The following is a 21,434-nucleotide window of genomic DNA, read 5'->3' on the forward strand; positions in this document are numbered from 1 at the left end:
ACTACGCTCAAGCGCACGTCGGAACGACGTATAAGCGCGCCCTTCTCGAAAATTTCTCGGACGGGACTAGGCGATGTCAGGCTGTCCCGGCGACTCTACTGCGCGGCGGGCGGCATCATCTTATCATAGCGCCATCGTCACTCAATGGAGACTTTACGATGCGTAAACCGCGCGATTTTGATTCGGAACTCAAAGCCCTGGCCGACAAGGCCAAGGCACTCAGGGAACGGCGCGTGCGCCAGCTTGGCGAACTGGTGACGGCGACCGGGGCCGATACGCTCGACGCCGATGTGCTCGCCGGGGCGCTGCTCCATGCCGCCACGGTGAAAGACGCCACGACAAAGGAGGGCTGGCGGAAGGCGGGCGCAGGCTTCTTTCTCGGCAAAGGCGGCAAGCCTGCGGGCGGACCTTCTGGCCAGCAAAGCGGCACTCTCCCGTTCGACGGCGGCGGGACATCGGCTTGAGGCACGAAAGGCGCGAACCGACATGCGGGACTGGGCCATCGCACGCCGCGAACGCACGCGGCATCTGATCGAATTGGGCGGCCTCGTCATCAAAGCGGGGCTAGTCGATCTGACCGACGATGATCGCCCCACTCTTTACGGCGCGTTCCTCACCGTCGCGGAACGACTGCGCGGTGAGGAACGGGGCAACGCACTTGCCCTTTGGAAGCGCAAGGGCAAGCGAGCGTTCGAGGCGGAACGGGACGGCGGTTAGCGCGGAACCGACAAGCGCACACTGCCGTCCGGTTCTGTATGATACTCGACCATCGCTGCCATTGGTGGGCTGTTCTTGTCGCAATAGCGCACGGTTATGACGCTCTCCCGGATCGCGGGACACAGGCCGGAGCCATAGAGAATGTCCGCCAGCGCGTCGAAGGTCGTCGCCTTGGCGCGATAGGCTCCGGTCCACCGCACCGCCCAAATGTCATCGTTCGCGTTGACCCGGTAGCCCGCCCTTTGCGCAACGTCCATGACCGCGCCCAGCACCGTGTCGGCGCGCACGTCGAAGTCCAGCACGGCGGACAGGTCGGCGGGTTTGGAACGCACGGCTTGCGCGGACTTCACCCTCCATAGCATTGCCTCTGCGCCAGCCATGAAAAGGCATAGGCCGACTATCGCCAAGGGCAGATGGTCAACCCAGCCCATGAACCTGTCCGAGCGCCAATACTGGCGAACTGGCGTAAGGGGATTCCATGGGCCCTGTGACGAGTTGGCACGTCGCACGACCCGCCATGTCCGTTGCAGCATGTTTGCGGGGCGAACAGGCTGGGAAAGGGCTATCGCTGTCGTTGGCTCTGTGGGCGGCGGAAGCATGGGTGCTGGCAGACATGCTGCAAGCGAGGCTTGATGATCCGCGACCGCGCACGCCGCACGTTCCGCCAGTATCTCCACCCGCGCGAAGGCCCATGCCAGTTCCTCGCCCGAAATGCGGTAGGATCGCCCATAGCGCGCTTCGACATAGGCACGGCGGATGCAGCCGAACGCGCGGCGCTTGAACCGGCTGTCGCGCGGCCATGCAGAACACAGACTCGGGTTCAGCGCTTCCGCCGCCTCGCGCAGTTCATCGAGCGCATGGGTGCGCGGGGCGTGCAGGCTGATCGACCGCAGGACGCACAGATAGAAATGCTCGCACGCCTGATGCAGCATCAGCGCCGCCATCGGCGCATCGCCCCGGTCCCGATAGAAAGTCGCGCCAGCCAGAAATCCGGTTCCGCGATTATGCCACCGGATGAACTCCGCCACACCCCGGATAGCCCGTTCCCGCACTGCCAGGTGGCGCGACTCTGGCAGTCGCAAGCGCTCCATCTGGTAGAGCGCGATTCCCTGCTCGGCGATGGTAACGAAATAGGGATTGCCCTCGACAAGCGCGCCGTTGAGCCGCTCAAGGCTTTCCACGCTCAGCCGCACCGGGCGGGTAATTTCGCCATGCTCCCAAGCGCGGCGGAGCCGATCACGCACCAGTCGCCAGTCGCGTTCGCTGCGGACAAGGCGGGGATAGTTGACGATTGCCAGCAGGCGGAAGGCTTCCCCCGGCGCGATCTCTTCCCAGTCCTTCTCGGCGTGAGGCCCATGCAGGATCAGGGTGAGGATGCGGCCCGCCCGGAAATGTTCGGAACATCGGCCCTTGGTCGTTTCCTCGAACGCCTCGAACAGGATTGTCGTGACGCGGAGAAGCTCGTCCCGGATCGGCGCGGGCAGATGATCGGCATCGGTGCGCAGCATCATGACCGAGCTACCTGCGTACGACGCTGGCAACCCTTCGGGCGCGGGTGGCCGGTCACGTCATGCACGCGATCCACCAAGGCACGCACAATGGGCGTGATCGTAGCAGGAGTGAACCCGCCCGTGCGGGGTCGTTCTTCCTCCCAATCATCATAGTGATAGCCCCACTTCCAATAGGGTGAGAGAACCGCTGCCAGCCGCGCCATGTCGGGGCAGTCATGACCAAAGCCACAGGTATTGGCGTAGGCCAGCGCTTTGGCGATGTCCTGCTTGATGTGGCGGGCGTTCCACGCATCGGAAAAACCCATGTCGAGCAGATAGGCGCACAGGGCCTGCTGGGTCACGAAACCGGCCTGATGCAGAGTCTCCTTTGTATGTCGCGGGTCGGCGAGAAAATCCGAGCTCAGCGTGGTCATCCAGCGTTCCGCATTGTGATAGCGGAAGCGGCTCATACTTCGTCCCTCTCTCGTCCGCACAAGTCTTGCTGGTTCATCATCGTAGCGTTGGTGAAGCGCCGCCATTGCTCCATCCCAGGGGGAGGCAATTGCCGACGCGGCAACCGGCGCGATGGTCAATGCGCGCAGCAGGGCGCGGCGGGATGTGCTGATCTTCGAATCGCTCCAGAGAGAATCGGATAAAATCATGAGCCTGCCTTCCTCAGTTCACCGTTACGGGCGCATCAAGATGCGTTCGGAGCATTAAGCGGCACCGCTTATAGCACAAAAGGAAGGTAATGTTCAATAACCGGCACCGGTTATTCCGGTTCTGATTGAACGGGTGAAACGCGCGGTTACGACACAAGCATGGGAAGGCCACCGCTCAACGTGAAATCGACGAACATCCGATTGCCCGAAGGCCTCGGCGAGCGGATTGACAAGCTGGTGGGGCGGCAGCGCCGCGCAGCCTTCATTCGGGAAGTGCTGGAGCGCGAGGTCGAACGGCGCGAAAACGAGCAAGGTAAGGCTGGCTAACTGGGTCATTCGACCATGACCAAAACCCGAAACGGTCATTGCCGGACACCCAGCGATGGCGAAGCCCCGTCACAGAGATTGATTGGACCACCGCGAACGTGTGGGATTTATCGCCGAAATCTCTGACAGGCGACAATGCGCCAATCCAAGCCGCTCAATTGGAAAAGACTCGCGCCTACGAGCGGTCAGTCCGGTTATCGCCAAGGCTGGGACTTTGCTGCCGTTCCCAGAGGGCTATTCAAATGGCAGGTCAGGTCAGGAGCCGCCGTCGAGGATCTCCCTGACCGGCAAGGCGGAGACGACCAACATGGTCCGACAGCTGAAAGTCAGCTCTGAAACCTGATCTCGCCTTCCGGACGGTGCGCCTCAGCGGAACAGCTAACACCGTAACTGACATGATCGAGAGATGAGCCTACTCAGCATCACTCGCTGTCGCCCAGTGTTTGTCGCTTTCAAGACCCCACATGCCGCCCCCTCATTAGCTGGTTACCCTCGGTCATTAGCTAAGCCGTCGATTTCGCGAGAGCGAAACACTCCATGATCAAAGCTCAGCCCCGAGCCCTTGACTTTCTATTAGATATTGCTAAATTAGTGTTATCTAACGGAGAGCGCGGTGGCAGATCCAATCGGGCAGTTCGAGGAGCAGGCGGCGGAGGCAGTCAGCTTGCTCAAGGCATTGGCAAACGAGCCTCGTCTGCTGGTGCTGTGTCATCTAGCTGAAGGCAACGAGCTGTCGGTTGGCGATCTCGCGCATCGCGTCAGCCTGAGCCAATCGGCGCTATCTCAGCATCTGGCCAAGCTGCGTGAGCAGAAGCTGGTGACCACCCGCAAGGACGCGCAGAGCGTGTTCTACAGAGTGGGCGATCCAAAGGCGCTGCAACTGCTGTCTCTCCTTCATGACCTGTTTTGCCCTGATCTGGGCCATGCAGGTGCGACTGAACCGACCAGGAGCTGATCTGATGGAAACCAACACTCATCTCCAAGCTGCCATTGCCGGGGTCAAGGCCGTCGTCTCCGGCGCAAAGCCCGGGCCAATCGTCAAGGCGTTCTTCGACGAGGAGACCTTCACCGCGACTTACGTGGTCAGCGATCCGACTACCCGCAAGGCGGCGATCGTCGACAGCGTGCTCGACTTCGACCAAGCCTCGGGCTGCACCGGCTATGCCTCGGCAGACGCGGTGATCTCATACGTTCAGTCGGAAGGTCTGGCGGTCGAGTGGCTGCTGGAAACGCACGCTCACGCCGACCACCTGTCGGCGGCACCGTACCTGCAAGAGAAGCTCGGCGGCAAGCTCGCCATCGGGGCTGAGATCGTCACAGTACAGAAGGTGTTCGGCAAGATCTTCAACGAAGGCACCCGCTTCGAGCGCGACGGATCGCAGTTCGACGTCCTGTTGAACGACGGCAACACCTTGCAGATCGGTGAGCTCGAACTGATCGCACTGCACGTGCCCGGCCATACCCCAGCCGACATGGCATACGTAATCGGGGATGCGCTGTTTACCGGCGACACCATGTTCATGCCGGACTACGGCTCAGCACGAGCAGACTTCCCAGGGGGAGATGCGCGCGCGCTGTATCGTTCGGTGCGGCGACTGATGCAGCTGCCGGACGCCACCCGGGTGTTCCTGTGCCACGACTACAAGGCGCCCAATCGCGACCACTTCGTGTGGGAAACCACCATGCTGGCGGAGCGGACCAGCAACGTGCACCTGCACAAGGATGTCAGCGAGGACGAGTTCGTGGCCATGCGCACGCAGCGCGATGTCACGCTGGGCATGCCCAAGCTGATCCTGCCCGCGATCCAGGTCAACATGCGCGGAGGCCAATTGCCCGAGCCTGAGGACAACGGCGAAGTGTACCTCAAGCTGCCGCTCAACGTGCTGCGCTAGGAGCCTTGCCATGGAACCTCTCTCCCCCCTCGTGGCGATTGCCGGCGGTTTGCTGATTGGCGGGGCGGCGGCGCTGCTGCTGCTGCTGAACGGTCGTGTCGCTGGTGTGTCCGGAATGCTCGCCACCGCAACGCGGATCGGCGCAGGCGGGCCCCCGTGGCGCCAGGCGGCGGCGTTCGTGATCGGGCTGCCGCTCGGCGCGGCGTTGGTAGCAGCGTTCGTGCGGCGGCCGGAGCTCGTGATCGCCGCATCGCCCGCCGCGCTGATCGTTGCCGGACTGCTGGTCGGGTTCGGAACCCGGCTCGGTAACGGCTGCACCAGCGGACATGGCGTGTGCGGCATGGCGCGCCTGTCGCCGCGATCGATTGTGGCCACCCTGACCTTCATGGCCACCGCCGCGCTGACGGTCTTCGTCATGCGCCACGTGATGGGGATCTGACGATGCGCAGTGTCCTTACCGCCTTGCTTGTCGGCGCGGTGTTTGGCGCTGGACTGGTCCTGTCCGACATGGTCAATCCGGCGCGCGTTCAGGCGTTTCTTGATGTGACGGGGCAATGGGACCCGACGCTGATGTTCGTGATGGGCGCCGCGCTGCTCCCTTCCGCCCTCGCTTACCTGGTCCGGCGCAAGCTGACACGGCCGGTACTGGCAGACCGCTTCGTGGTGCCGGAAAACGCTGCGCCCGACCGGCGCCTGCTGACCGGCGCGGCGCTGTTCGGCATCGGCTGGGGCATCGCCGGATTCTGCCCGGGCCCCGCGCTGGCCGGGCTGGTGCTGGGCGCGTGGCAGGCTTGGCTGTTCGTGGCCGCTATGCTGGTGGGCATGATCGCGCATCGCTTGTTGCCCGCGCTCAGCGAAAGCCAGCCTGACCCCCGATCTGCCAACTAGGAGACCCATGATGACCGAGTACAAGCAGCTCTCCCCCAAACTAAGCGTGCGCCCGCAGGTCGAACCGGCCGAAGTCGGCGAGTTGGCCGCGCGCGGCATCAAGGGCATCGTCAATGCGCGTCCCGACGGCGAGGAGCCGGGCCAGCCTACGTCCGCTGAACTGGCCGCCGAAGCGTCGCGGCACGGCATCGTCTACACCCATATTCCCGTCGCACCGGGACAGGCCACCGCAGACGACGGCGAGCGCTTCGCCAAAGCCCTGCGCGAGTGCGACGGCAAGGTCGTTGGCTTCTGCCGCACCGGCGCGCGCGCCACGGGCCTGTGGGAACTCGCCGGGAAGCCTGAGTAAGCTGAGGTGTCGAAGCTCGCTCGCTATCTGCCCATCCTGGCATGGGGCCGCTTCTACGACCGGCAGACGCTGGTCAGCGACGGCGTAGCGGCGGGCATCGTCACGATCATGCTCATCCCGCAGAGCCTGGCCTACGCCATGCTGGCGGGTCTTCCGCCCGAAGTGGGCCTCTACGCCTCGATCCTCCCGATCCTCGCCTACGCCATCTTCGGCACCAGCCGCACGCTCGCGGTGGGGCCGGTAGCGGTCATCTCGCTTATGACACTGGCCGCCGCAGGCACTGTGGCGCCGCCGGGGACTCCTGAGTTCATCGCGGCGGCGTTGGTTCTGGCATTGCTGTCCGGCCTTATCCTGGTGCTGATGGGCGTGCTCAAACTGGGATTTTTGGCAAACCTGCTGTCGCATCCGGTGGTCTCGGGGTTCATCACCGCATCCGGCATCATCATCGCGACGGGGCAGGCGAAGTCGATCCTTGGCATCCAGGCGTCGGGCGAAGCCATGCCCGAGCTGCTGGCGACGCTGACCCGCAACATCGGTGCCACCAATCTGCCGACGCTGATCATCGGGCTCGCCTCGCTCGCGTTCCTGTTCTGGGTCCGCAAGGGTCTCAAGCCCACCTTGATGCGGCTCGGCATGGCGGCCCGCCCGGCGGACCTGACCGCCAAGGCCGGGCCGATTGCGGCGGTGGTGCTGTCGACCATGGCGGTGGCCGCCTTCGATCTCGAAGCCAAAGGTGTGAAAGTCGTCGGCGAAATCCCGCAGAGCCTGCCGCCCCTCACGGTTCCGCTGTTTGACCTAAGCCTGTGGCAGCAGTTGATTGTCCCAGCGCTGCTGCTGTCGGTGATCGGCTTCGTAGAGTCCGTCTCAGTCGCGCAGACCCTGGCGGCCAAGCGGCGCCAACGGATCGACCCGGACCAAGAACTGATCGGGCTGGGTGCGGCCAACATCGCCGCGTCGTTTTCCGGCGGCTATCCCGTCACGGGCGGGTTCGCGCGCAGCGTGGTGAATTTCGATGCGGGAGCGGAGACGCCTGCGGCGGGCGCCATCACTGCGGTTGGAATCGCCATCGCCGCATTATTCCTCACTCCGCTGCTGGCCTCGCTGCCGATAGCGACGTTGGCCGCTACAATTATCGTCGCCGTGCTCAGCCTGGTGGACTTCAAGACCGTGCGCACGGTCTGGCGCTATTCGCGCGCGGACTTCGCGGCAATGGCTGCGACGATACTTATCACGCTCGGTTTTGGGGTGGAGCCTGGCGTGATGGCGGGGGTCGCGCTGAGTCTGGCGCTGCTGTTGTGGCGAACCTCGCGGCCCCATGCAGCCATTGTGGGGCGCGTGCCGGGAACCGAGCATTTTCGTAATGTCGCTCGCCACCCTGTTGTCACCGATCCCGCGATCATCACGATCCGCGTCGACGAGAGCCTCACCTACCTCAACGCTCGCTGGCTAGAGGAGTATGTGCTCGAGGAAATCGCCGAGCAGCCACAGGTGCGCCATGTCATCTTGATGGGCTCGGCCATCAACGCGATTGACGCGTCCGCACTCGAGAGCCTTGAGGCGATCAATCACCGCCTCGCCGATGCCGGCATCAGGTTGCACCTGTCTGAAGTGAAAGGCCCCGTGATGGACCGGCTGGCCCGTTCACACTTGCTCGCCGATCTGACCGGCCAGGTGTTCCTGTCGCAGGACGACGCCTTTTCGACATTGCTGTCAGCGCCTGACGATGCAGGCGCCATGACCCCGCGCGAAGACTTGTGGCTTGCGCGCGGACTGATCTGAGTCGCATGGATTGGCTTGTCGACGTAAGAACCGCTGCAGGCGGCTATTAGCCGTTCCGCTGTCGCCGATCGATTGCCGCAACATGGTCAATCAAGGTAGCTCACGTCTCTTTTAGTTTTGGAAAGCACCAAAGCGAATGACCGGCATGGTCGCGCTGCTGCCGGACAGCTTTCCGCCGCTCCAGCGGCAGGTTTAAGCGCAAGCTGCCGTTCAACACGCCGCCCGCGAACGACTGAACCTGGTCGGCAGCCGCCCCGCGCGAGAGGCGGCTATCCCCGCTACCCGGCTCCGATCCGGACAGTCCGCAACCGGCCATGCACGGCAAAAAGATTATTTCCATTTACCGCAGTTTACACTTGAGAACTGCCAACTAGAAAGGCCCGGCTGCGTCCCTTTATGTTTCGAATCATGCCATAGTGGCTCAATCTAAACGTGGGAACAAAAGTGGTTTTTTCTTGAGGGGGTCCGGGGTTTATCGTGTAAAAACAACACGATAAACCCCTTGACTGGTAGCGGAGGAGGGACTTGAACCCCCGACATCAGGATTATGATTCCCGCGCTCTAACCAGCTGAGCTACTCCGCCCCAAGGGCTTCGCAAGGCCGTTCGACCCTGCGGTGAGGGCGCGCTATACGCAGCGATGGCGGGCGGGTCAACGGGGGTATGTGCAACTTATTTGCGCCGGACGCTCCATCCCTGCGGCAGCGCTGTGGGCCAGCTTGCCATCGTGCCGGAATCCACCGCCTCCACGGCTGCGCTGACCAGCGGGCCTAGCTGCGCCATGTCGGGATTATGCCCGGCGCCGGGCGCAGTCACCAGCGCGGCGGGACTGTGCGCGGCGGCAAACAGCGCGTCGCCCTGCGCCGCGTCCACCCGGTCGTCGGCGGTGCCGAGAATCATGGCGAGCGGCGCATGGATCTTCGTGGCTGCATCCAGATTGTTCCACTTGTCGGGCAACAGCGCGCCGACCCCGCCCGGCGCGGATTGTGCCAGCGTGTCGAACGTGGACAGGGTGACAACCCCCGTCACCGGCACGGTCGCGGCAACATGCAGCGCCACGGCACCGCCCAGCGAATGGCCGACCAGAAAGACATGCGCGTCCGCCCCGGCGATGGCGCGGGCGCGCGCGACGAAGGCGCGGCCATCGATCATCAATCCCGCCTGCGTCGGCGACCCCGGATTGCCGCCGAACCCGCGATAGGACACCACAATGACATGATCGCCCCGCCCGGTCAGATGTTCGGCATAACGCGCCGCCACCCCCTGATTCGATCCGCGCCCGTGGAAAAACAGAATGACGTCGCGGTCGCCGGGGTCGCCGGGCCAGTAATAGCCGGTCAGCGCCAGCCCGTCGGCGGTCTGCACCGGCAGGGTTTGTGGCGCGGTCCGCGTCCATTGCGCGATGCTGACCGGGGTCGGGTCCGCCTTATACACTTGTTCGCGTACTGCCGATGCGCAGCCGCTCAGCATCAGGGTGGCGGCGATCACGCCCGTCATTTTGCCGTTCATGCGCGCCATCTTGCCCTTCCGATTGCCGTTCCGGGCCTGATTAGCGCAACGAGCGGCTTTCCGTGTGATTTTTATGTTGCAATCCATTTTGCGCCGCGCCCTAATGTTGCAACGCACCACACGCCATCCGGCCACGGGCGCCAACCGGCCATGATGGCTGAGGGAGGAACGACAACTTGCCCTTCCACGAAATGTTTGAGCCTGATGGTTCGATACGCCCCTGCTATGACGAAGTGCAGAAGTGGGTGGAACGAACGGGTATATCCGGGCTTAATCGTCGCATGGATGAGGCGGAGGCGATCTTTCGCCGGATCGGCATCACCTTTGCGGTCTATGGCGAAGGGGGCGACCCGGAACGGCTGATCCCGTTCGACCTGCTGCCCCGCATCTTCACCGCGCAGGAATGGCGCGTGCTGGACAAGGGTATTCGCCAGCGGGCGCGGGCGCTCAACGCTTTCCTGCACGATGTCTATCATCGCGGTGAAATCGTGAAGGCCGGCATCATGCCCGCCGACATCATTTACAAGAATAGCGCCTATCTGGCCGAAATGGCCGATTTTTCCCCGCCGGGCAAAGTCTATAGCCATATCGTGGGCATCGACATCGTGCGCACCGGGCCGGGCAGTTTCGAAGTGCTGGAGGATAATTGCCGCACGCCCTCTGGTGTCTCCTACATGCTGGAGAACCGCGAAATCATGACGCGCATGTTCCCCGAACTGTTCGCGCAAGGGGTGGTCGCGCCGGTGGACGATTATCCCGCCGAATTGCTCAAAAGCCTGAAAGAAGTCGCGCCGCCTGCGTGCAAGGGCGATCCGGTCGTGGTCGTGCTGACGCCCGGTTCGCTCAATAGCGCTTATTATGAACATAGTTTCCTCGCCGACCTGATGGGCGTGGAACTGGTAGAGCCGGCCGACCTGTTCGTGGACGAAGGGCGGGTGTGGATGAAGACCACGCTCGGACCAAAGGCGGTCGACGTCATCTATCGCCGGATCGACGACGAATATCTCGACCCGCTGGTGTTCCGCGCCGACAGCCTGCTGGGCGTGCCGGGCATCTTCAACGTCTATCGCAATGGCGGCGTGACGCTGGCGTCCGCACCCGGATCGGGCATCGCGGACGACAAGGCCGTCTATATCTATGTGCCGGAAATGATCCGTTTCTATCTGGGTGAAACGCCGATCCTCGACAATATCCAGACATGGCAGTGCGGCAAGCCCGACGAACTGGCCTATGTGCTGGAACATCTGCACGAACTGGTGGCCAAGGAAGTCCATGGGTCGGGCGGATATGGCATGTTGATCGGTCCCAAATCGACCGCTGCCGAAGTGGAGGCCTATGCCGCGCGCATCCGCGCCAATCCCAGCGAATTTATCGCCCAGCCAACGCTCGACCTGTCCACCGTGCCGACGCTCGGCCCGGCGGCAGTGGTCGGCCGCCACGCCGATTTCCGCCCCTATTGCCTGGTCGGCAAGCAGATCCGGCTGGTGCCGGGTGGCCTGACCCGCGTCGCGCTGACCGAAGGATCGCTGGTGGTCAACTCCAGCCAGGGCGGCGGGGTGAAGGACACATGGGTCTTGCAGGATTGATGATGGGCAGCGAAACGCACCCACACCCGTTCGGGCTGAGCTTGTCGAAGCCTTCGCCTGAGCGTCAGCGAAGGCACCTCGCTTCGCTCGGTGCGGTCCTTCGACTTCGCTCAGGACGAACGGAATATGGGATAGTCACATGCTGAGCCGGACCGCTGAAAATCTCTTCTGGATGGCCCGCTATATGGAGCGGGCCGAAGCCACCGCACGACTGCTGACCATGGGCCAGCGTATGGCGATATTGCCGGGCGCGCATCACCGCGACGAATGGCGCTCCGTCGTCCGCGCCACCGGCTCTGGCCATCAATTTCCCGAAGGCGTGCAAGTCACCGAAAGCGACGTCGTATCCTTCCTGATGCTCGACCTCGACAATCCCAGTTCGATCCGCTCCTGCCTGCTCAAGGCCCGCGCCAACGCCAAATCCGCGCGCACCATGTTGACGCAGGATATGTGGGAAGCATTGAACGATGGCTGGCGCAAGCTGGACAGCTATGATGTCGGCGAAGCGCGGCAGCAGCTTCCCGCCCTGATCGACTGGGTCAAGACCCGCGTCATGACCTTTCGCGGCGCGACCCATTCGGGCCAGTTGCGTAATGAAGGGCATGACTTCTTGCGCTGCGGTTCCGCGCTGGAACGGGCGCAGATGACGTTGCGGCTGCTGGACGTCAAATATTATGTCTTGCTGCCCGAAACCGAAGTCATCGGCGGCAATCGCGACCATTATCAATGGACGTCCGTGTTGCACGCCTTGTCGGGCAGCCGCGCCTATCACCATGTCTATGGCGGCACCTACACCCCCTGGCAGATCACCGATTTCCTGATGCTCAACCGCATGTTCCCGCGCAGCGTCGCCTATTGCTACGACCAGCTTGCCTACCGGCTGCACCGTCTGGCGGGCTGGCACGACGCGCGCGATCCCTGCCATGACACGGTGCAGGAAATGGTGTCCGCGCTGGAGAAGCTGGACAGCGGCGAAATCTTCCGCTTCGGCCTGCACGAAACGGTGCAGCACGGCCTGTCGATGACCAACAAGCTGGGGGTGGAGATCGCCGAAGCCTATCATTTCGGCTGAGCCAGAAAGGGGGGCGTCATGAAATTGCTGGTCCGTCATCAGACCATCTACCGTTACGACGCATCGGCTGGCCGGGTGGCGATGCGCCTGAAACTCATGCCGGTCGATACGCCCGCGCAAACCGTGCTGGACTGGCAGGTCAGCGTCAACGACGTGCCGCTCACTGCCTTTCACGCCAACAGCTATGGCGAGAGGGAAGCGATCTGGGTGCGGCAGGACGGGCTGGACCATGCCACCATCGTCGCGCAGGGGCTGGTCGAAACGCGCGAGACGCATGGCGTGGTCGGCGGCCCCGCCAGCCGCGTCCACGCGCTCCATTATCTGCGCGACACCCCGCTGACGCAGGCGTCCGACGGCATCGCCGCCATGGCCCGCGCGCTGCCCGACCATGATGGCCCGCTCGCCCGGCTCCACGCGCTGTCCGCCGCCGTCACCACCGCGGTCAGCTATCGCGCGGGCGTCACCACGTCGGCCACCACAGCGGCGCAGGCGTTCGCGCTGGGCGCGGGCGTGTGCCAGGATCATGCGCAAATCTTCATCGCGGGCGCCCGCGCCATCGGCATCCCCGCCCGCTATGTGACGGGCTATCTGCTCAGCGGCGACGGCAGCGCCCTGCACGAAACCCATGGCTGGGCCGAAGCTTTGGTGCCTGAACTCGGCTGGATCGGCTTCGACCCGTCCAACGCGGTGTGCGTGACCGAACGCTATCTGCGCGTCGCCAGCGGGCTGGACGCCGATGACGCCGCGCCGATCCGTGGCACCATCACCGTGGCGGGCGCAATCAGCATCGACGCGGACGTTCAGATCGCGCAGGCGCAGGACGGGGTGGAGGAAAGGCAGTTGCAGCGGCAACAGCAGCAGGCTACCCCGCCAACAACCCCACGGGGCTGAACCAGATTTTTGCGGGAGCCTGCGGGCAATGACCTATTGTGTGGCAGTGCGCGTGGACCAGGGGCTGGTCATGCTGTCGGACACGCGCACCAATGCGGGCATGGACAATATCGCCCGCTTCCGAAAAAGCTTCACCTACGTCGTGCCGGGCGAACGGGCGATCACGTTGCTCTGTTCGGGCAACCTGTCGATCACGCAGGGGGTGAAGGCGCGGCTGAGCAAGGCGATCAAGGACGAAAAGTCCGACCCGCAAGTCGAAACCATCCTCAACTGCGACACGATGCACCGCGCCGCGCAGATCGTGGGCGACGCCATGCGCGCGATGCAGACCAAATATCGCGAAAGCATCGAAATGGGCGGATCGGGCGCCAGCGCGTCGATCATGATTGCGGGCCAGCGCAAGGGCGGCAAACCGCGCCTCTACCTCGTCTACAGCGCAGGCAATTTCATCGAAGCGACCGAGGACACGCCCTTCTTCCAGATTGGCGAGCATAAATATGGCAAGCCCATCCTTGACCGTATCATCAAGCGCGAAACCACGCTGGAGGATGCGACCAAGGCCGTGCTGGTGTCGATGGATTCGACGCTCCGCTCCAACCTTTCGGTCGGTATGCCGCTCGACCTCACCGTCATCCCCACCAACGCCTTCGACTTCCGCGTCCGCACCCGCATCGAAGCGGACAATGAGGAGTTTGCGATGATCTCCCAAAGCTGGAGCGCCGCCCTGCGCAAGGGCTTCGAGGACTTGCCCAACGTCTTGGATTGAAGGGGCAGGGGGCATTGCCTACCTTCGTCATCCTGAATTTATTTCAGGATCCATTCGGCCGGATCAAGCAGGTGTGGTGACGAGAAATGGATGCTGAACCAAGTTCAGCATGACGTTGACGCATAACGCAAAGTCCCATGCGATCACGCTGTTCTGAGTGACGGCGCAATCAGCACGCCACACCCTCTCGCACCCCCCCAAACTTGACGCTGCCCCACGCCACCCATAACGTCCCCCAACGGCCCGCGCGGCACAGGGAGGCAGCATTTCCATGGAAGAAATCACCAGGGAGCGCCCGCCCGGCTATCGCTACGCCCGCCGTGGCACGCTCCCGCTGATCCGGCAGTTGTCGGTCATCGACAATCGCCGCAACGCGCTGCTGCTGGCGTTCCAATGGGCGGTCATCGTCACCGCTATGATCGTCGCCATCCGCATCGACAGCATCCCGGTCTATCTGGTCGCAGGCGTCATCATCGGCACGCGCATCCAGTGCCTTGCCGTCATCATGCACGATGCCTGCCACAATGTCTTTTTCAGCAACCGCCGCGCCAACGACCTGATCGGCGACATTTTCGTCGCCTATCCGCTGATGCTCAGTCTCGACCTCTATCGCGCCAACCATATGCAGCATCACCGCTACACCAACACCGTCCACGATTATGACTATCGCATCCAGCGGCGCGACCCCGACCAGCATTTTCCCAAGTCGCCGCGCGGCATGGCCCGGCTGTTGCTGCGCAGCGTCACGGGTCTCAACTATTACCGCATCGCGCGGGCCGGGCGCATCTGGGCGCCCATCGCCAACTTCCACAATCCCAAACGCTTCGGCTTCGACTACCGCCTGTCCTTGCGGCTGCGCTATGTCGTCTGGGCGGTGCTGGTCTATGGCGCGATCCTGTGGTCGCCCTTCCGCTGGCAGATACTGGGCCTCATCCTCATCCCGCAATTTTTCTGGGTCAACGTCTTCAACCGCATCCGCGCCATGGCCGAACATAATGGTCTGCCCGACAGCCAGGAACTCAACGGCACCCGCACCGTCATCCCGACCCTGGTCGACCGCGTCCTCATCGGCCCGATGAACGTCAGCTATCATCTGGAACATCATCTGTTCCCCTCCGTCCCCTGGCACAATCTGCGCCGCCTGCACCGCCATCTGATGACCGACCCGGCCTATGCCGCCAACGCGCATGTGACGCCCGGCTATTGGGGGATGATCAAGGAATTGATGGTGAAGGGTGAGGGGAAGGGGAGCGCCACGCATCGTTGAAGAAGTCACGCCAATGCACGCCCCGCTTCCAAAACGGTCGTTTCGCATAAATCAGATAAGGCCAGCACTGGATTCTTCGACCGGCTCGTCGCTGCCTTGCTCTTTATCAGAATTGCATTTGCCCGCCCAAAGCAGGGGCGGGCAACTGGCGCAGTCTAGACGATGAAACGCATGGCTATTCAGGGAAATGGATGCCGCATAGCTTGTTTCCATCTGGATCGCGGAAATAAGCGAGTTCAATCTTGCCCATCGAGGCAGTCTCGCGAGGACCAGGCGCTGCCTCGATCGACGTCCCACCATTGGCGACCGCGACATCGTGAAACTGTTTCACCTGCTCTGGTGAATTGCATGAAAAAGCAACGGTGCTGCCGTTCGAGACGGTTGCCGGTTCGTCGTTGATCGGCTGGGTAACTATGAAATTGGCCCCGTTCCCACTATTGTAGATCAGGCGCTTGTGGCCACTGTCGGCCACGTTGACGGTCGCGTCCCCGACCCCAATTGTGCCTAATATCGTGTCGTAAAAGCGCTTTGCCCGTTCGATGTCGTTAGATCCGACCATCGTGTGAAAAAGCATGTGAATTCTCCTATCAGGGTAACGTCATGATTGAACACCGCCCCTGCTGCGGCAATAGCATAATCGGACGGTAGGTCACGCTCGGACCATCGTGGCGCACATCCCCCTTACCTTGCCATCCCATAGCCTGTCCTATCAACCTATCCTCTGATCCACCCTACCGAATGAACCCCGCGCACCCCTCCCGCCCAACCCCAACCCCAACCCCGCGCCGCACCCCGCCCGCCACGCTGTTACTTTACCGTAACTTCCCCGTTACTCACCCGTATCTTCCCCGTAGCAATTCCCCCCAAATCGCCCCACGACAGTGTGAACTTCGCCCCCACGGCGGGCCGTCCCACAGCCCAGCTTCACGCCCCCCAAGCAAAAGCATCCCTTGCTTGGTGGGCGTCACGGCCTATCTCTCCCACCAGTCCGAATCGCAGTTGAAGGCACGCCATGACCGCTACCCATTCCACCCGTATGCTCATTCTGGGGTCCGGCCCGGCCGGTTTGTCCGCCGCCATCTATGGCGCGCGCGCAGGTCTGGCGCCGATCGTGGTGCAGGGGATGCAGCCGGGCGGGCAGTTGACCATCACCACCGACGTGGAAAATTATCCGGGGTTCAAGGATGTGGTCCAGGGTCCATGGCTGATGGAGCAGATGCAGGCGCAGGCCGAGCATGTCGGTGCGCAGATGATGTATGACCAGATCGTCGATGTGGACTTGTCGCAGCGGCCCTTCCGCCTGCGCGGCGACGGCGGCGTGGTCTATGTCTGCGACACGTTGGTCATCTGCACCGGCGCGCAGGCCAAATGGCTGGGCGTCGAGGGGGAGGAGGCTCTGGCGGGCAAGGGCGTGTCGGCCTGCGCCACCTGCGACGGCTTCTTCTATCGCGGCAAGAAGGTGGTGGTGATCGGCGGCGGCAATACGGCGGTCGAAGAAGCGTTGTATCTGACCAACCACAGCCATGACGTGACTCTGATCCACCGCCGCGACACGCTGCGCGCCGAAAAGATATTGCAGGAAAGGCTCCACGCCCACCCGAACATCAAGGTGCTGTGGAACAAAGAAGTCGCCCGCTTCGTCGGCGGCGGCACCCCGGTCGGGCTGGTCGGCGTCGACCTCATTGACACAGTAACCGGCGAAGCCTCGCACGAACCCACCGATGGCGGTTTCGTCGCCATCGGCCATCATCCCGCGACCGAACTGTTCACTGGCAAACTGCCGATGGACGAAGGCTATCTGCTGGTGGAAAAGGGGACGAGCCGCACGTCGATCCCCGGCGTGTTCGCGGCGGGCGACGTCACCGACAAAATCTATCGGCAGGCCGTGACGGCGGCGGGCATGGGCTGCATGGCCGCGCTCGACGTGGAGAAGTTTCTCGCCGAAGCGGATTTCGAGGCGATGGCGGCGGAGTGAACCGGAACGGCGGGTGTCCTAAGCGATTTCTAATCAGTCGGAACCGACTGATGACTCGGAAATCGCGCCCAACTAAAAACGTCAGCCCGCCACCTTGGCTCGCGCAAAGGCGACCAGCGTGCCGAACGTCTCGAACGTGTCGCCATCCATATCGTCATCCTCAATCAGGATGTCGAAACGGTCCTCCATTTCGGTCAGCAATCCCGCGACCGCCATGGAATCCAGCTCCGGCAGCGCGCCGAACAGGGGCGTGTCGCCATCGAACCCGTCCACCTGGGTCTGCGTCAGGCCCAGCACGTCGCGCAGCAGCGACCGTGTCAGGGTTTCGATGTCGTCGGCCTGTCCGACCGGCTGAGGATTTTGCGCCCGCATAATGGGCGTCTTCCTAGTCATTCCCGCCTTATCCGACAAGCGCGGAAATGGCGGTGCGGGCGGCGGGCAGCCAGCTGGACGCAAAGCGCGGATTGAAAGCGTCGATGCGGTGGAGCGGCACCTTTTCCTCCATCCAGTCGGTTTTGTAAGGATTGTCGCCGGTGCCATAGTCGATCATGTCCACCCGGTCAGCGTCGAGCGCATGGGCAAACATGGCATGGCTCAACAACGTGCCGGGCGATCCGGCGTCATGAGCGCGATCATGGGATAATTTGTGGATCAGCGCGACGCCCCGTTCCACCGTCCAGAATTGGGTAGCAACCGCATGTCCATCCATCCGGGCAAAACCCAGCCGCAACCGTCCCGCATCGCTCTCCTGTTGCGCGAGCGCGCGCAGAAAAAGCAGGCCGGGTTCGGGCTGTTTCCAGCTGCGCCCATGCACGTCGCAATAATCTTGCCAGAGGTCGTCGGTCAGGGTGTCGGTGATCGACAAGATATAGGGACTATTGCGGGACTTGCGCCGCACCAGCGTGCGCAACGGGCCGGGACGCGCCGCCCAATATTCGGCAAAATCGCGTTCCCCCCGGCGCAACAGATAGCGCCCGCCCATCGGCCGCGACACAGCGAACCACCCGCTCCGCCGCAGGCTGGCGATCAGATCGGCGCACTGTTCCATCGGATAGAGATCGACCTGACGGGTAGAGCCAAGCAGATGCCGCGTCGCCGCGTCGAGCAGACGGTCGCGCTGCACCCTGTCATGCGCGCCCACGAACACAGGCGCCCAGTCGAAACTATACCAATTGGCCAATGCCGACACCCGCCGCGCGGCGGGCGACGTCAGGAACAGCCAGACCTGCGCCCCATTCTCCTGCGCCATCACTATGCGGACGGGCTGGTCGGGCAGGCAATGGCGGTGCAGCAAATCGAACCATGCGAAGCGTCCGAAAAGAGACGACGCAGCCCCGCCATCGACACCGCCATGCAGCGCATGTCCTATATCGGTCAGGCTGTGATATTCCCTTGTCGTCGGCAACCGACTATCTCCACGTCCACAACAGGGACGCTTAGGGGAAAAGTCTGGAAATGGAGTTAAGCGTGTCTCAAGTTCCGCCGCCGCCCGAAAGCCTGCCGATCGACCATCTGCTGTTGCGGGGCGACCCGGCGCGCGCGGCGCTGGACGGGCGGTCGGGCAGCTACAGTTTCGCCGAACTGGAAGAAACGCTGGGGCGGCTGGCTGGCTGGCTGGCCGGGTTCGGGCTGCAACCGGGCGCGCGCGTGGCAAGCTGGATCGCGAAGGGACCAGTCGCCGCGCTGATGCCGCTGGCCGCACCGCGTGCGGGGCTGGTGCATGTGCCTGTCAATCCGCTGCTCAAACATGCCCAGGTCGCCCATATATTGGCCGATAGCGGCGCGGAGTTGCTGATCGGCACGGCGGCGCGGCTGGCGACGCTGAAACCGGGCGATGTGCCGACCGGGTGCCAACAGCACCGTGAGGATGACGCCGCCTGCGCCATGAGCGGCGGCAATGGCATCGGCCCTTCCAACGCCGCGCCGGACGATCTGGCCGCGATCCTCTACACCAGCGGATCGACCGGGCGGCCCAAGGGGGTGATGCTCAGCCACGCCAATCTGTGGCTGGGCGCGGTCGCGGTCGCCGATTATCTGGGCATGACGCCGCAGGACCGCACCGCCTGCGTCCTGCCGTTCAGTTTCGACTATGGGCAGAACCAACTGCTCAGCACTTGGGTTTCGGGCGGCTGCGTCTATCCGCTCGACTATCTGACCCCGCGTGACGTCATGAAGCTCATTGATCGGCGCGACATCACCACGCTCGCCGGAGTGCCGCCGCTCTGGGTGCAACTGACCGAACTGGACTGGCCGCCGCAAGTCGCCGCGAAACTCAAGCGCCTGACCAACAGCGGCGGCGCGCTGACCCGGCCCTTGGTTGCGAAACTGCGCGCGCTGTTCCCGCAGGCTGATCTCTATCCCATGTATGGCCTGACCGAAGCCTTCCGCTCCACCTATCTGCCGCCCGCACTGGTGGACAGCCGCCCCGATTCGATGGGCCGCGCCATTCCCTTTGCAGAGATTTTGGTGGTGCGCCCCGATGGCAACATTACCGATGACGATGAAGCGGGGGAGTTGGTCCATTGCGGGCCGCTGGTGGCGCAGGGCTATTGGCGCGATACCGCCCGCACGGCCGAGCGGTTCAAGCCCGCACCTGCTGCCTCGCTCTATGGCGGCATGGCGGTATGGTCCGGCGACACGGTGCGGCGAGATGCGGCCGGATTGCTCTATTTCGTCGGACGCGACGACGCGATGATCAAGTCGGCGGGCAACCGCATCAGCCCGACCGAGATAGAGGAAGTCGCCGTCGCGGTGCCGGGCGTGGCCGAAGCCGTCGCGCTGGGGATAAAGGACGAAAGGCTGGGTCAGGCCGTCCGCCTGCTGGTCCGCGCCGCCGACCCGGACGTGGCGCAGGCAGTCGCCGCGCATCTCAAAAGCGAACTGCCCAATTTCATGCAGCCGCGCGACATCCTTGTGCTTCGCGCATTTCCCGGCAATCCCAACGGCAAGACCGACCGAGTCGCACTAGCCGGGGAATATGCGTCATGAAACCGATGGGACCGATCCCGCCCTGGTTTGCGGGGGAGGAAGGGATGCTGATCGTCGGCGGATGCGGCGCGGCCAGTCTGGTCGATGAAGCGGGCGACACGCCGCTATTTGCCTATGACATGGCAATTGTGGAGGCGCAGGTGCGCCGTTTCCGCGACGCGATGCCCGATGCGCTGCACCTCCATTATGCGATTAAGGCCAATCCCTATGCGCCGCTGCTGGCGCGGATGGTGGGGCAGGTCGATGGCTTCGACATTGCGTCGGGCGGCGAGTTGGAGATGGCGCTGGCGGCGGGGATGGACCCCGCCCGGATCAGTTTTGCCGGGCCGGGCAAGCGCAACGACGAACTGGAAGCGGCGATATTCGCCGGGGTGACGATCAACCTGGAGTCCGAAGGGGAGGGGCGGCGCGCGCTTCAAGCGGCGGACCGGGTGGGCAAGGTTCCGCGCCTGGCGGTGCGGGTGAACCCGGATTTCGACCTCAAAGGATCGGGGATGCGCATGGGCGGCGGGGCCAAGCCGTTCGGCGTCGATGCCGATCGGGCCGCCGCGCTGACGCGCGCGATGATCGACGGCGGGGCGGACTGGCGCGGCTGGCACATCTTTGCCGGGTCGCAAAATCTGGACCCGATGGCGATCATCGAAACGCAGGGCGCGACCATCGCACTGGCGGCACGCCTGTCCGACGCGGTGGGGGCCGTGCCGCCGCTGGTGAACCTTGGCGGCGGCTTTGGCTTGCCCTATTTCCCCGGTGACACGTCGCTGGATATTCGCCCGATCGGCGTCGCGCTCGACAGCGCACTGGCGACGCTGCCCGACATTTTGAAAAGCAGCGCCTTCGCCATCGAACTGGGACGCTGGCTGGTGGGCGAAGCGGGCATCTACCTGACCCGCGTGGTGGATGTGAAGGTCAGTCAGGGTGAGACGTTCGTGGTGGTCGATGGCGGATTGCACCATCAACTGGCGGCCAGCGGCAATTTCGGCACGGTCGTGCGCCGCAATTATCCGATTGCGGTCGCCAACCGTTTCGGCGCGACCCCGGCGGCCGATCCGGTAACGGTCGTGGGCTGTCTTTGCACGCCGATCGACCGTTTGGGCGACAAGGTGGCGTTGCCGCCGGTGCGCGAAGGCGACCTGATCGCCATATTCCTTGCCGGCGCCTATGGCGCGTCGGCCAGTCCTGCCGCTTTTCTTGGTCATCCAAGTCCTCGCGAACTTTTACTTGGATGAGTTGGGCGGGACTTAACTCCTAACGGTATTTTTACCCTTTGACGGCAT

The 21,434-nt window shown here is 63.4% G+C and carries 23 protein-coding genes and 1 tRNA gene; 17 read left to right on the plus strand and 7 right to left on the minus strand.

The window, feature by feature from the left end; genetic code table 11:
• Window positions 1-158: 158 nt before the first annotated feature.
• A complete protein-coding gene (locus SPBM01_RS02415; RefSeq protein WP_188063847.1) occupies window positions 159-464 on the plus strand; it encodes a conjugal transfer protein TraD in 306 nt (101 codons plus the stop codon).
• Between the two features lie 22 nt (window positions 465-486).
• Window positions 487-717, plus strand: coding sequence for a conjugal transfer protein TraD (locus tag SPBM01_RS02420; RefSeq protein WP_188063848.1), 231 nt, complete (start codon window positions 487-489; stop codon window positions 715-717).
• Here SPBM01_RS02420 and SPBM01_RS02425 read toward each other — a convergent pair.
• Window positions 714-2,228, minus strand: coding sequence for a HEPN domain-containing protein (locus SPBM01_RS02425; RefSeq protein ID WP_188063849.1), 1,515 nt, complete (start codon window positions 2,226-2,228; stop codon window positions 714-716). The two genes, SPBM01_RS02420 and SPBM01_RS02425, sit on opposite strands and share 4 nt — an antisense overlap.
• A complete protein-coding gene (locus SPBM01_RS02430) occupies window positions 2,225-2,869 on the minus strand; it encodes a hypothetical protein (protein WP_188063850.1) in 645 nt (214 codons plus the stop codon). Before SPBM01_RS02430 ends, SPBM01_RS02425 begins: the two co-directional genes overlap by 4 nt.
• Window positions 2,870-3,049: 180 nt before the next feature.
• Between SPBM01_RS02430 and SPBM01_RS02435 the strand changes: the two genes are divergently transcribed.
• The 7 genes from SPBM01_RS02435 to SPBM01_RS02465 all read left to right on the plus strand — a co-directional run bounded on the left by SPBM01_RS02435 (window position 3,050) and on the right by SPBM01_RS02465 (window position 8,104).
• On the plus strand, window positions 3,050-3,196 hold the full coding sequence (locus SPBM01_RS02435) for a hypothetical protein (protein WP_182913834.1): 147 nt from the start codon (window positions 3,050-3,052) through the stop codon (window positions 3,194-3,196).
• Window positions 3,197-3,809: 613 nt separating this feature from the next.
• Entirely contained in the window at window positions 3,810-4,151 is a 342-nt protein-coding gene (locus tag SPBM01_RS02440) for an ArsR/SmtB family transcription factor (RefSeq protein ID WP_188063851.1), read from the plus strand.
• A 4-nt stretch (window positions 4,152-4,155) separates the two neighbouring features.
• Window positions 4,156-5,088, plus strand: coding sequence for an MBL fold metallo-hydrolase (locus SPBM01_RS02445; protein WP_188063852.1), 933 nt, complete (start codon window positions 4,156-4,158; stop codon window positions 5,086-5,088).
• A 10-nt stretch (window positions 5,089-5,098) separates the two neighbouring features.
• Complete coding sequence (locus tag SPBM01_RS02450) at window positions 5,099-5,527, plus strand: YeeE/YedE family protein (protein WP_188063853.1); 429 nt, start codon at window positions 5,099-5,101, stop codon at window positions 5,525-5,527.
• 2 nt (window positions 5,528-5,529) lie between these two features.
• Complete coding sequence (locus SPBM01_RS02455; protein WP_188063854.1) at window positions 5,530-5,976, plus strand: YeeE/YedE family protein; 447 nt, start codon at window positions 5,530-5,532, stop codon at window positions 5,974-5,976.
• Between the two features lie 7 nt (window positions 5,977-5,983).
• Window positions 5,984-6,325 (plus strand): TIGR01244 family sulfur transferase, encoded by a 342-nt coding sequence (locus SPBM01_RS02460; protein ID WP_188063855.1) that lies wholly within the window; start codon window positions 5,984-5,986, stop codon window positions 6,323-6,325.
• Between the two features lie 6 nt (window positions 6,326-6,331).
• A complete protein-coding gene (locus SPBM01_RS02465) occupies window positions 6,332-8,104 on the plus strand; it encodes a SulP family inorganic anion transporter (RefSeq protein ID WP_188063856.1) in 1,773 nt (590 codons plus the stop codon).
• Window positions 8,105-8,611: 507 nt separating this feature from the next.
• Here the strand turns inward: SPBM01_RS02465 and SPBM01_RS02470 are convergent.
• Both SPBM01_RS02470 and SPBM01_RS02475 read right to left on the minus strand, forming a co-directional pair.
• Window positions 8,612-8,688, minus strand: a tRNA-Met gene (locus SPBM01_RS02470).
• Between the two features lie 87 nt (window positions 8,689-8,775).
• Entirely contained in the window at window positions 8,776-9,612 is an 837-nt protein-coding gene (locus SPBM01_RS02475) for an alpha/beta hydrolase (protein WP_188063857.1), read from the minus strand.
• A 176-nt stretch (window positions 9,613-9,788) separates the two neighbouring features.
• Between SPBM01_RS02475 and SPBM01_RS02480 the strand changes: the two genes are divergently transcribed.
• The 5 genes from SPBM01_RS02480 to SPBM01_RS02500 all read left to right on the plus strand — a co-directional run bounded on the left by SPBM01_RS02480 (window position 9,789) and on the right by SPBM01_RS02500 (window position 15,194).
• On the plus strand, window positions 9,789-11,198 hold the full coding sequence (locus SPBM01_RS02480; RefSeq protein WP_188063858.1) for a circularly permuted type 2 ATP-grasp protein: 1,410 nt from the start codon (window positions 9,789-9,791) through the stop codon (window positions 11,196-11,198).
• A gap of 139 nt (window positions 11,199-11,337) precedes the next feature.
• Window positions 11,338-12,270 (plus strand): alpha-E domain-containing protein, encoded by a 933-nt coding sequence (locus tag SPBM01_RS02485; protein ID WP_188063859.1) that lies wholly within the window; start codon window positions 11,338-11,340, stop codon window positions 12,268-12,270.
• Between the two features lie 18 nt (window positions 12,271-12,288).
• Window positions 12,289-13,161 carry a transglutaminase domain-containing protein gene (locus tag SPBM01_RS02490; RefSeq protein WP_188063860.1) on the plus strand — a complete coding sequence of 291 codons (873 nt, stop codon included), beginning with the start codon at window positions 12,289-12,291 and terminating at the stop codon, window positions 13,159-13,161.
• 28 nt (window positions 13,162-13,189) lie between these two features.
• Window positions 13,190-13,927, plus strand: a complete 738-nt coding sequence (locus SPBM01_RS02495; protein WP_188063861.1) for a peptidase — start codon at window positions 13,190-13,192, stop codon at window positions 13,925-13,927.
• Between the two features lie 271 nt (window positions 13,928-14,198).
• A complete protein-coding gene (locus tag SPBM01_RS02500; RefSeq protein WP_188063862.1) occupies window positions 14,199-15,194 on the plus strand; it encodes a fatty acid desaturase family protein in 996 nt (331 codons plus the stop codon).
• A 175-nt stretch (window positions 15,195-15,369) separates the two neighbouring features.
• On the opposite strand, the gene SPBM01_RS02505 is transcribed toward SPBM01_RS02500, so the two are convergent.
• Window positions 15,370-15,768, minus strand: coding sequence for a VOC family protein (locus tag SPBM01_RS02505; RefSeq protein ID WP_188063863.1), 399 nt, complete (start codon window positions 15,766-15,768; stop codon window positions 15,370-15,372).
• Window positions 15,769-16,206: 438 nt separating this feature from the next.
• Here SPBM01_RS02505 and trxB point away from each other — a divergent pair, with 438 nt between their 5' ends.
• Window positions 16,207-17,169 carry a thioredoxin-disulfide reductase gene (gene trxB / locus SPBM01_RS02510; RefSeq protein ID WP_188063864.1) on the plus strand — a complete coding sequence of 321 codons (963 nt, stop codon included), beginning with the start codon at window positions 16,207-16,209 and terminating at the stop codon, window positions 17,167-17,169.
• An 81-nt stretch (window positions 17,170-17,250) separates the two neighbouring features.
• On the opposite strand, the gene SPBM01_RS02515 is transcribed toward trxB, so the two are convergent.
• Together SPBM01_RS02515 and SPBM01_RS02520 are read right to left on the minus strand one after the other, a co-directional pair.
• Window positions 17,251-17,541: an acyl carrier protein gene (locus tag SPBM01_RS02515; protein WP_188063865.1), complete on the minus strand. Its 291-nt coding sequence runs from the start codon at window positions 17,539-17,541 to the stop codon at window positions 17,251-17,253.
• A gap of 28 nt (window positions 17,542-17,569) precedes the next feature.
• A complete protein-coding gene (locus SPBM01_RS02520; protein WP_188063866.1) occupies window positions 17,570-18,574 on the minus strand; it encodes a GNAT family N-acetyltransferase in 1,005 nt (334 codons plus the stop codon).
• A gap of 50 nt (window positions 18,575-18,624) precedes the next feature.
• Here SPBM01_RS02520 and SPBM01_RS02525 point away from each other — a divergent pair, with 50 nt between their 5' ends.
• On the plus strand, window positions 18,625-20,157 hold the full coding sequence (locus SPBM01_RS02525; protein WP_188063867.1) for an acyl-CoA ligase (AMP-forming), exosortase A system-associated: 1,533 nt from the start codon (window positions 18,625-18,627) through the stop codon (window positions 20,155-20,157).
• Window positions 20,154-21,386 (plus strand): pyridoxal-dependent decarboxylase, exosortase A system-associated, encoded by a 1,233-nt coding sequence (locus SPBM01_RS02530; RefSeq protein ID WP_188063868.1) that lies wholly within the window; start codon window positions 20,154-20,156, stop codon window positions 21,384-21,386. The genes SPBM01_RS02525 and SPBM01_RS02530 overlap by 4 nt, the downstream gene beginning before the upstream one ends.
• The last annotated feature ends 48 nt before the right edge of the window (window positions 21,387-21,434 follow it).

The sequence above is a fragment of the Sphingobium sp. KCTC 72723 genome, from assembly GCF_014280435.1.
Classification (GTDB): Bacteria; Pseudomonadota; Alphaproteobacteria; order Sphingomonadales; family Sphingomonadaceae; genus Sphingobium.

What these genes read in the sequence shown, in the direction of transcription:
- SPBM01_RS02425 (WP_188063849.1), bottom strand. Translation starts at nt 2,228, where the DNA reads ATGATGCTGCGCACCGATGCCGATCATCTGCCCGCGCCGATCCGGGAC.
- SPBM01_RS02420 (WP_188063848.1), top strand. Translation starts at nt 487, where the DNA reads ATGCGGGACTGGGCCATCGCACGCCGCGAACGCACGCGGCATCTGATC.
- SPBM01_RS02530 (WP_188063868.1), top strand. Translation starts at nt 20,154, where the DNA reads ATGAAACCGATGGGACCGATCCCGCCCTGGTTTGCGGGGGAGGAAGGG.
- SPBM01_RS02500 (WP_188063862.1), top strand. Translation starts at nt 14,199, where the DNA reads ATGGAAGAAATCACCAGGGAGCGCCCGCCCGGCTATCGCTACGCCCGC.
- SPBM01_RS02495 (WP_188063861.1), top strand. Translation starts at nt 13,190, where the DNA reads ATGACCTATTGTGTGGCAGTGCGCGTGGACCAGGGGCTGGTCATGCTG.
- SPBM01_RS02505 (WP_188063863.1), bottom strand. Translation starts at nt 15,768, where the DNA reads ATGCTTTTTCACACGATGGTCGGATCTAACGACATCGAACGGGCAAAG.
- SPBM01_RS02490 (WP_188063860.1), top strand. Translation starts at nt 12,289, where the DNA reads ATGAAATTGCTGGTCCGTCATCAGACCATCTACCGTTACGACGCATCG.
- SPBM01_RS02430 (WP_188063850.1), bottom strand. Translation starts at nt 2,869, where the DNA reads ATGATTTTATCCGATTCTCTCTGGAGCGATTCGAAGATCAGCACATCC.
- SPBM01_RS02415 (WP_188063847.1), top strand. Translation starts at nt 159, where the DNA reads ATGCGTAAACCGCGCGATTTTGATTCGGAACTCAAAGCCCTGGCCGAC.
- SPBM01_RS02475 (WP_188063857.1), bottom strand. Translation starts at nt 9,612, where the DNA reads ATGAACGGCAAAATGACGGGCGTGATCGCCGCCACCCTGATGCTGAGC.
- SPBM01_RS02450 (WP_188063853.1), top strand. Translation starts at nt 5,099, where the DNA reads ATGGAACCTCTCTCCCCCCTCGTGGCGATTGCCGGCGGTTTGCTGATT.
- SPBM01_RS02455 (WP_188063854.1), top strand. Translation starts at nt 5,530, where the DNA reads ATGCGCAGTGTCCTTACCGCCTTGCTTGTCGGCGCGGTGTTTGGCGCT.
- SPBM01_RS02515 (WP_188063865.1), bottom strand. Translation starts at nt 17,541, where the DNA reads ATGCGGGCGCAAAATCCTCAGCCGGTCGGACAGGCCGACGACATCGAA.
- SPBM01_RS02445 (WP_188063852.1), top strand. Translation starts at nt 4,156, where the DNA reads ATGGAAACCAACACTCATCTCCAAGCTGCCATTGCCGGGGTCAAGGCC.
- SPBM01_RS02525 (WP_188063867.1), top strand. Translation starts at nt 18,625, where the DNA reads ATGGAGTTAAGCGTGTCTCAAGTTCCGCCGCCGCCCGAAAGCCTGCCG.
- SPBM01_RS02485 (WP_188063859.1), top strand. Translation starts at nt 11,338, where the DNA reads ATGCTGAGCCGGACCGCTGAAAATCTCTTCTGGATGGCCCGCTATATG.
- trxB (WP_188063864.1), top strand. Translation starts at nt 16,207, where the DNA reads ATGACCGCTACCCATTCCACCCGTATGCTCATTCTGGGGTCCGGCCCG.
- SPBM01_RS02460 (WP_188063855.1), top strand. Translation starts at nt 5,984, where the DNA reads ATGATGACCGAGTACAAGCAGCTCTCCCCCAAACTAAGCGTGCGCCCG.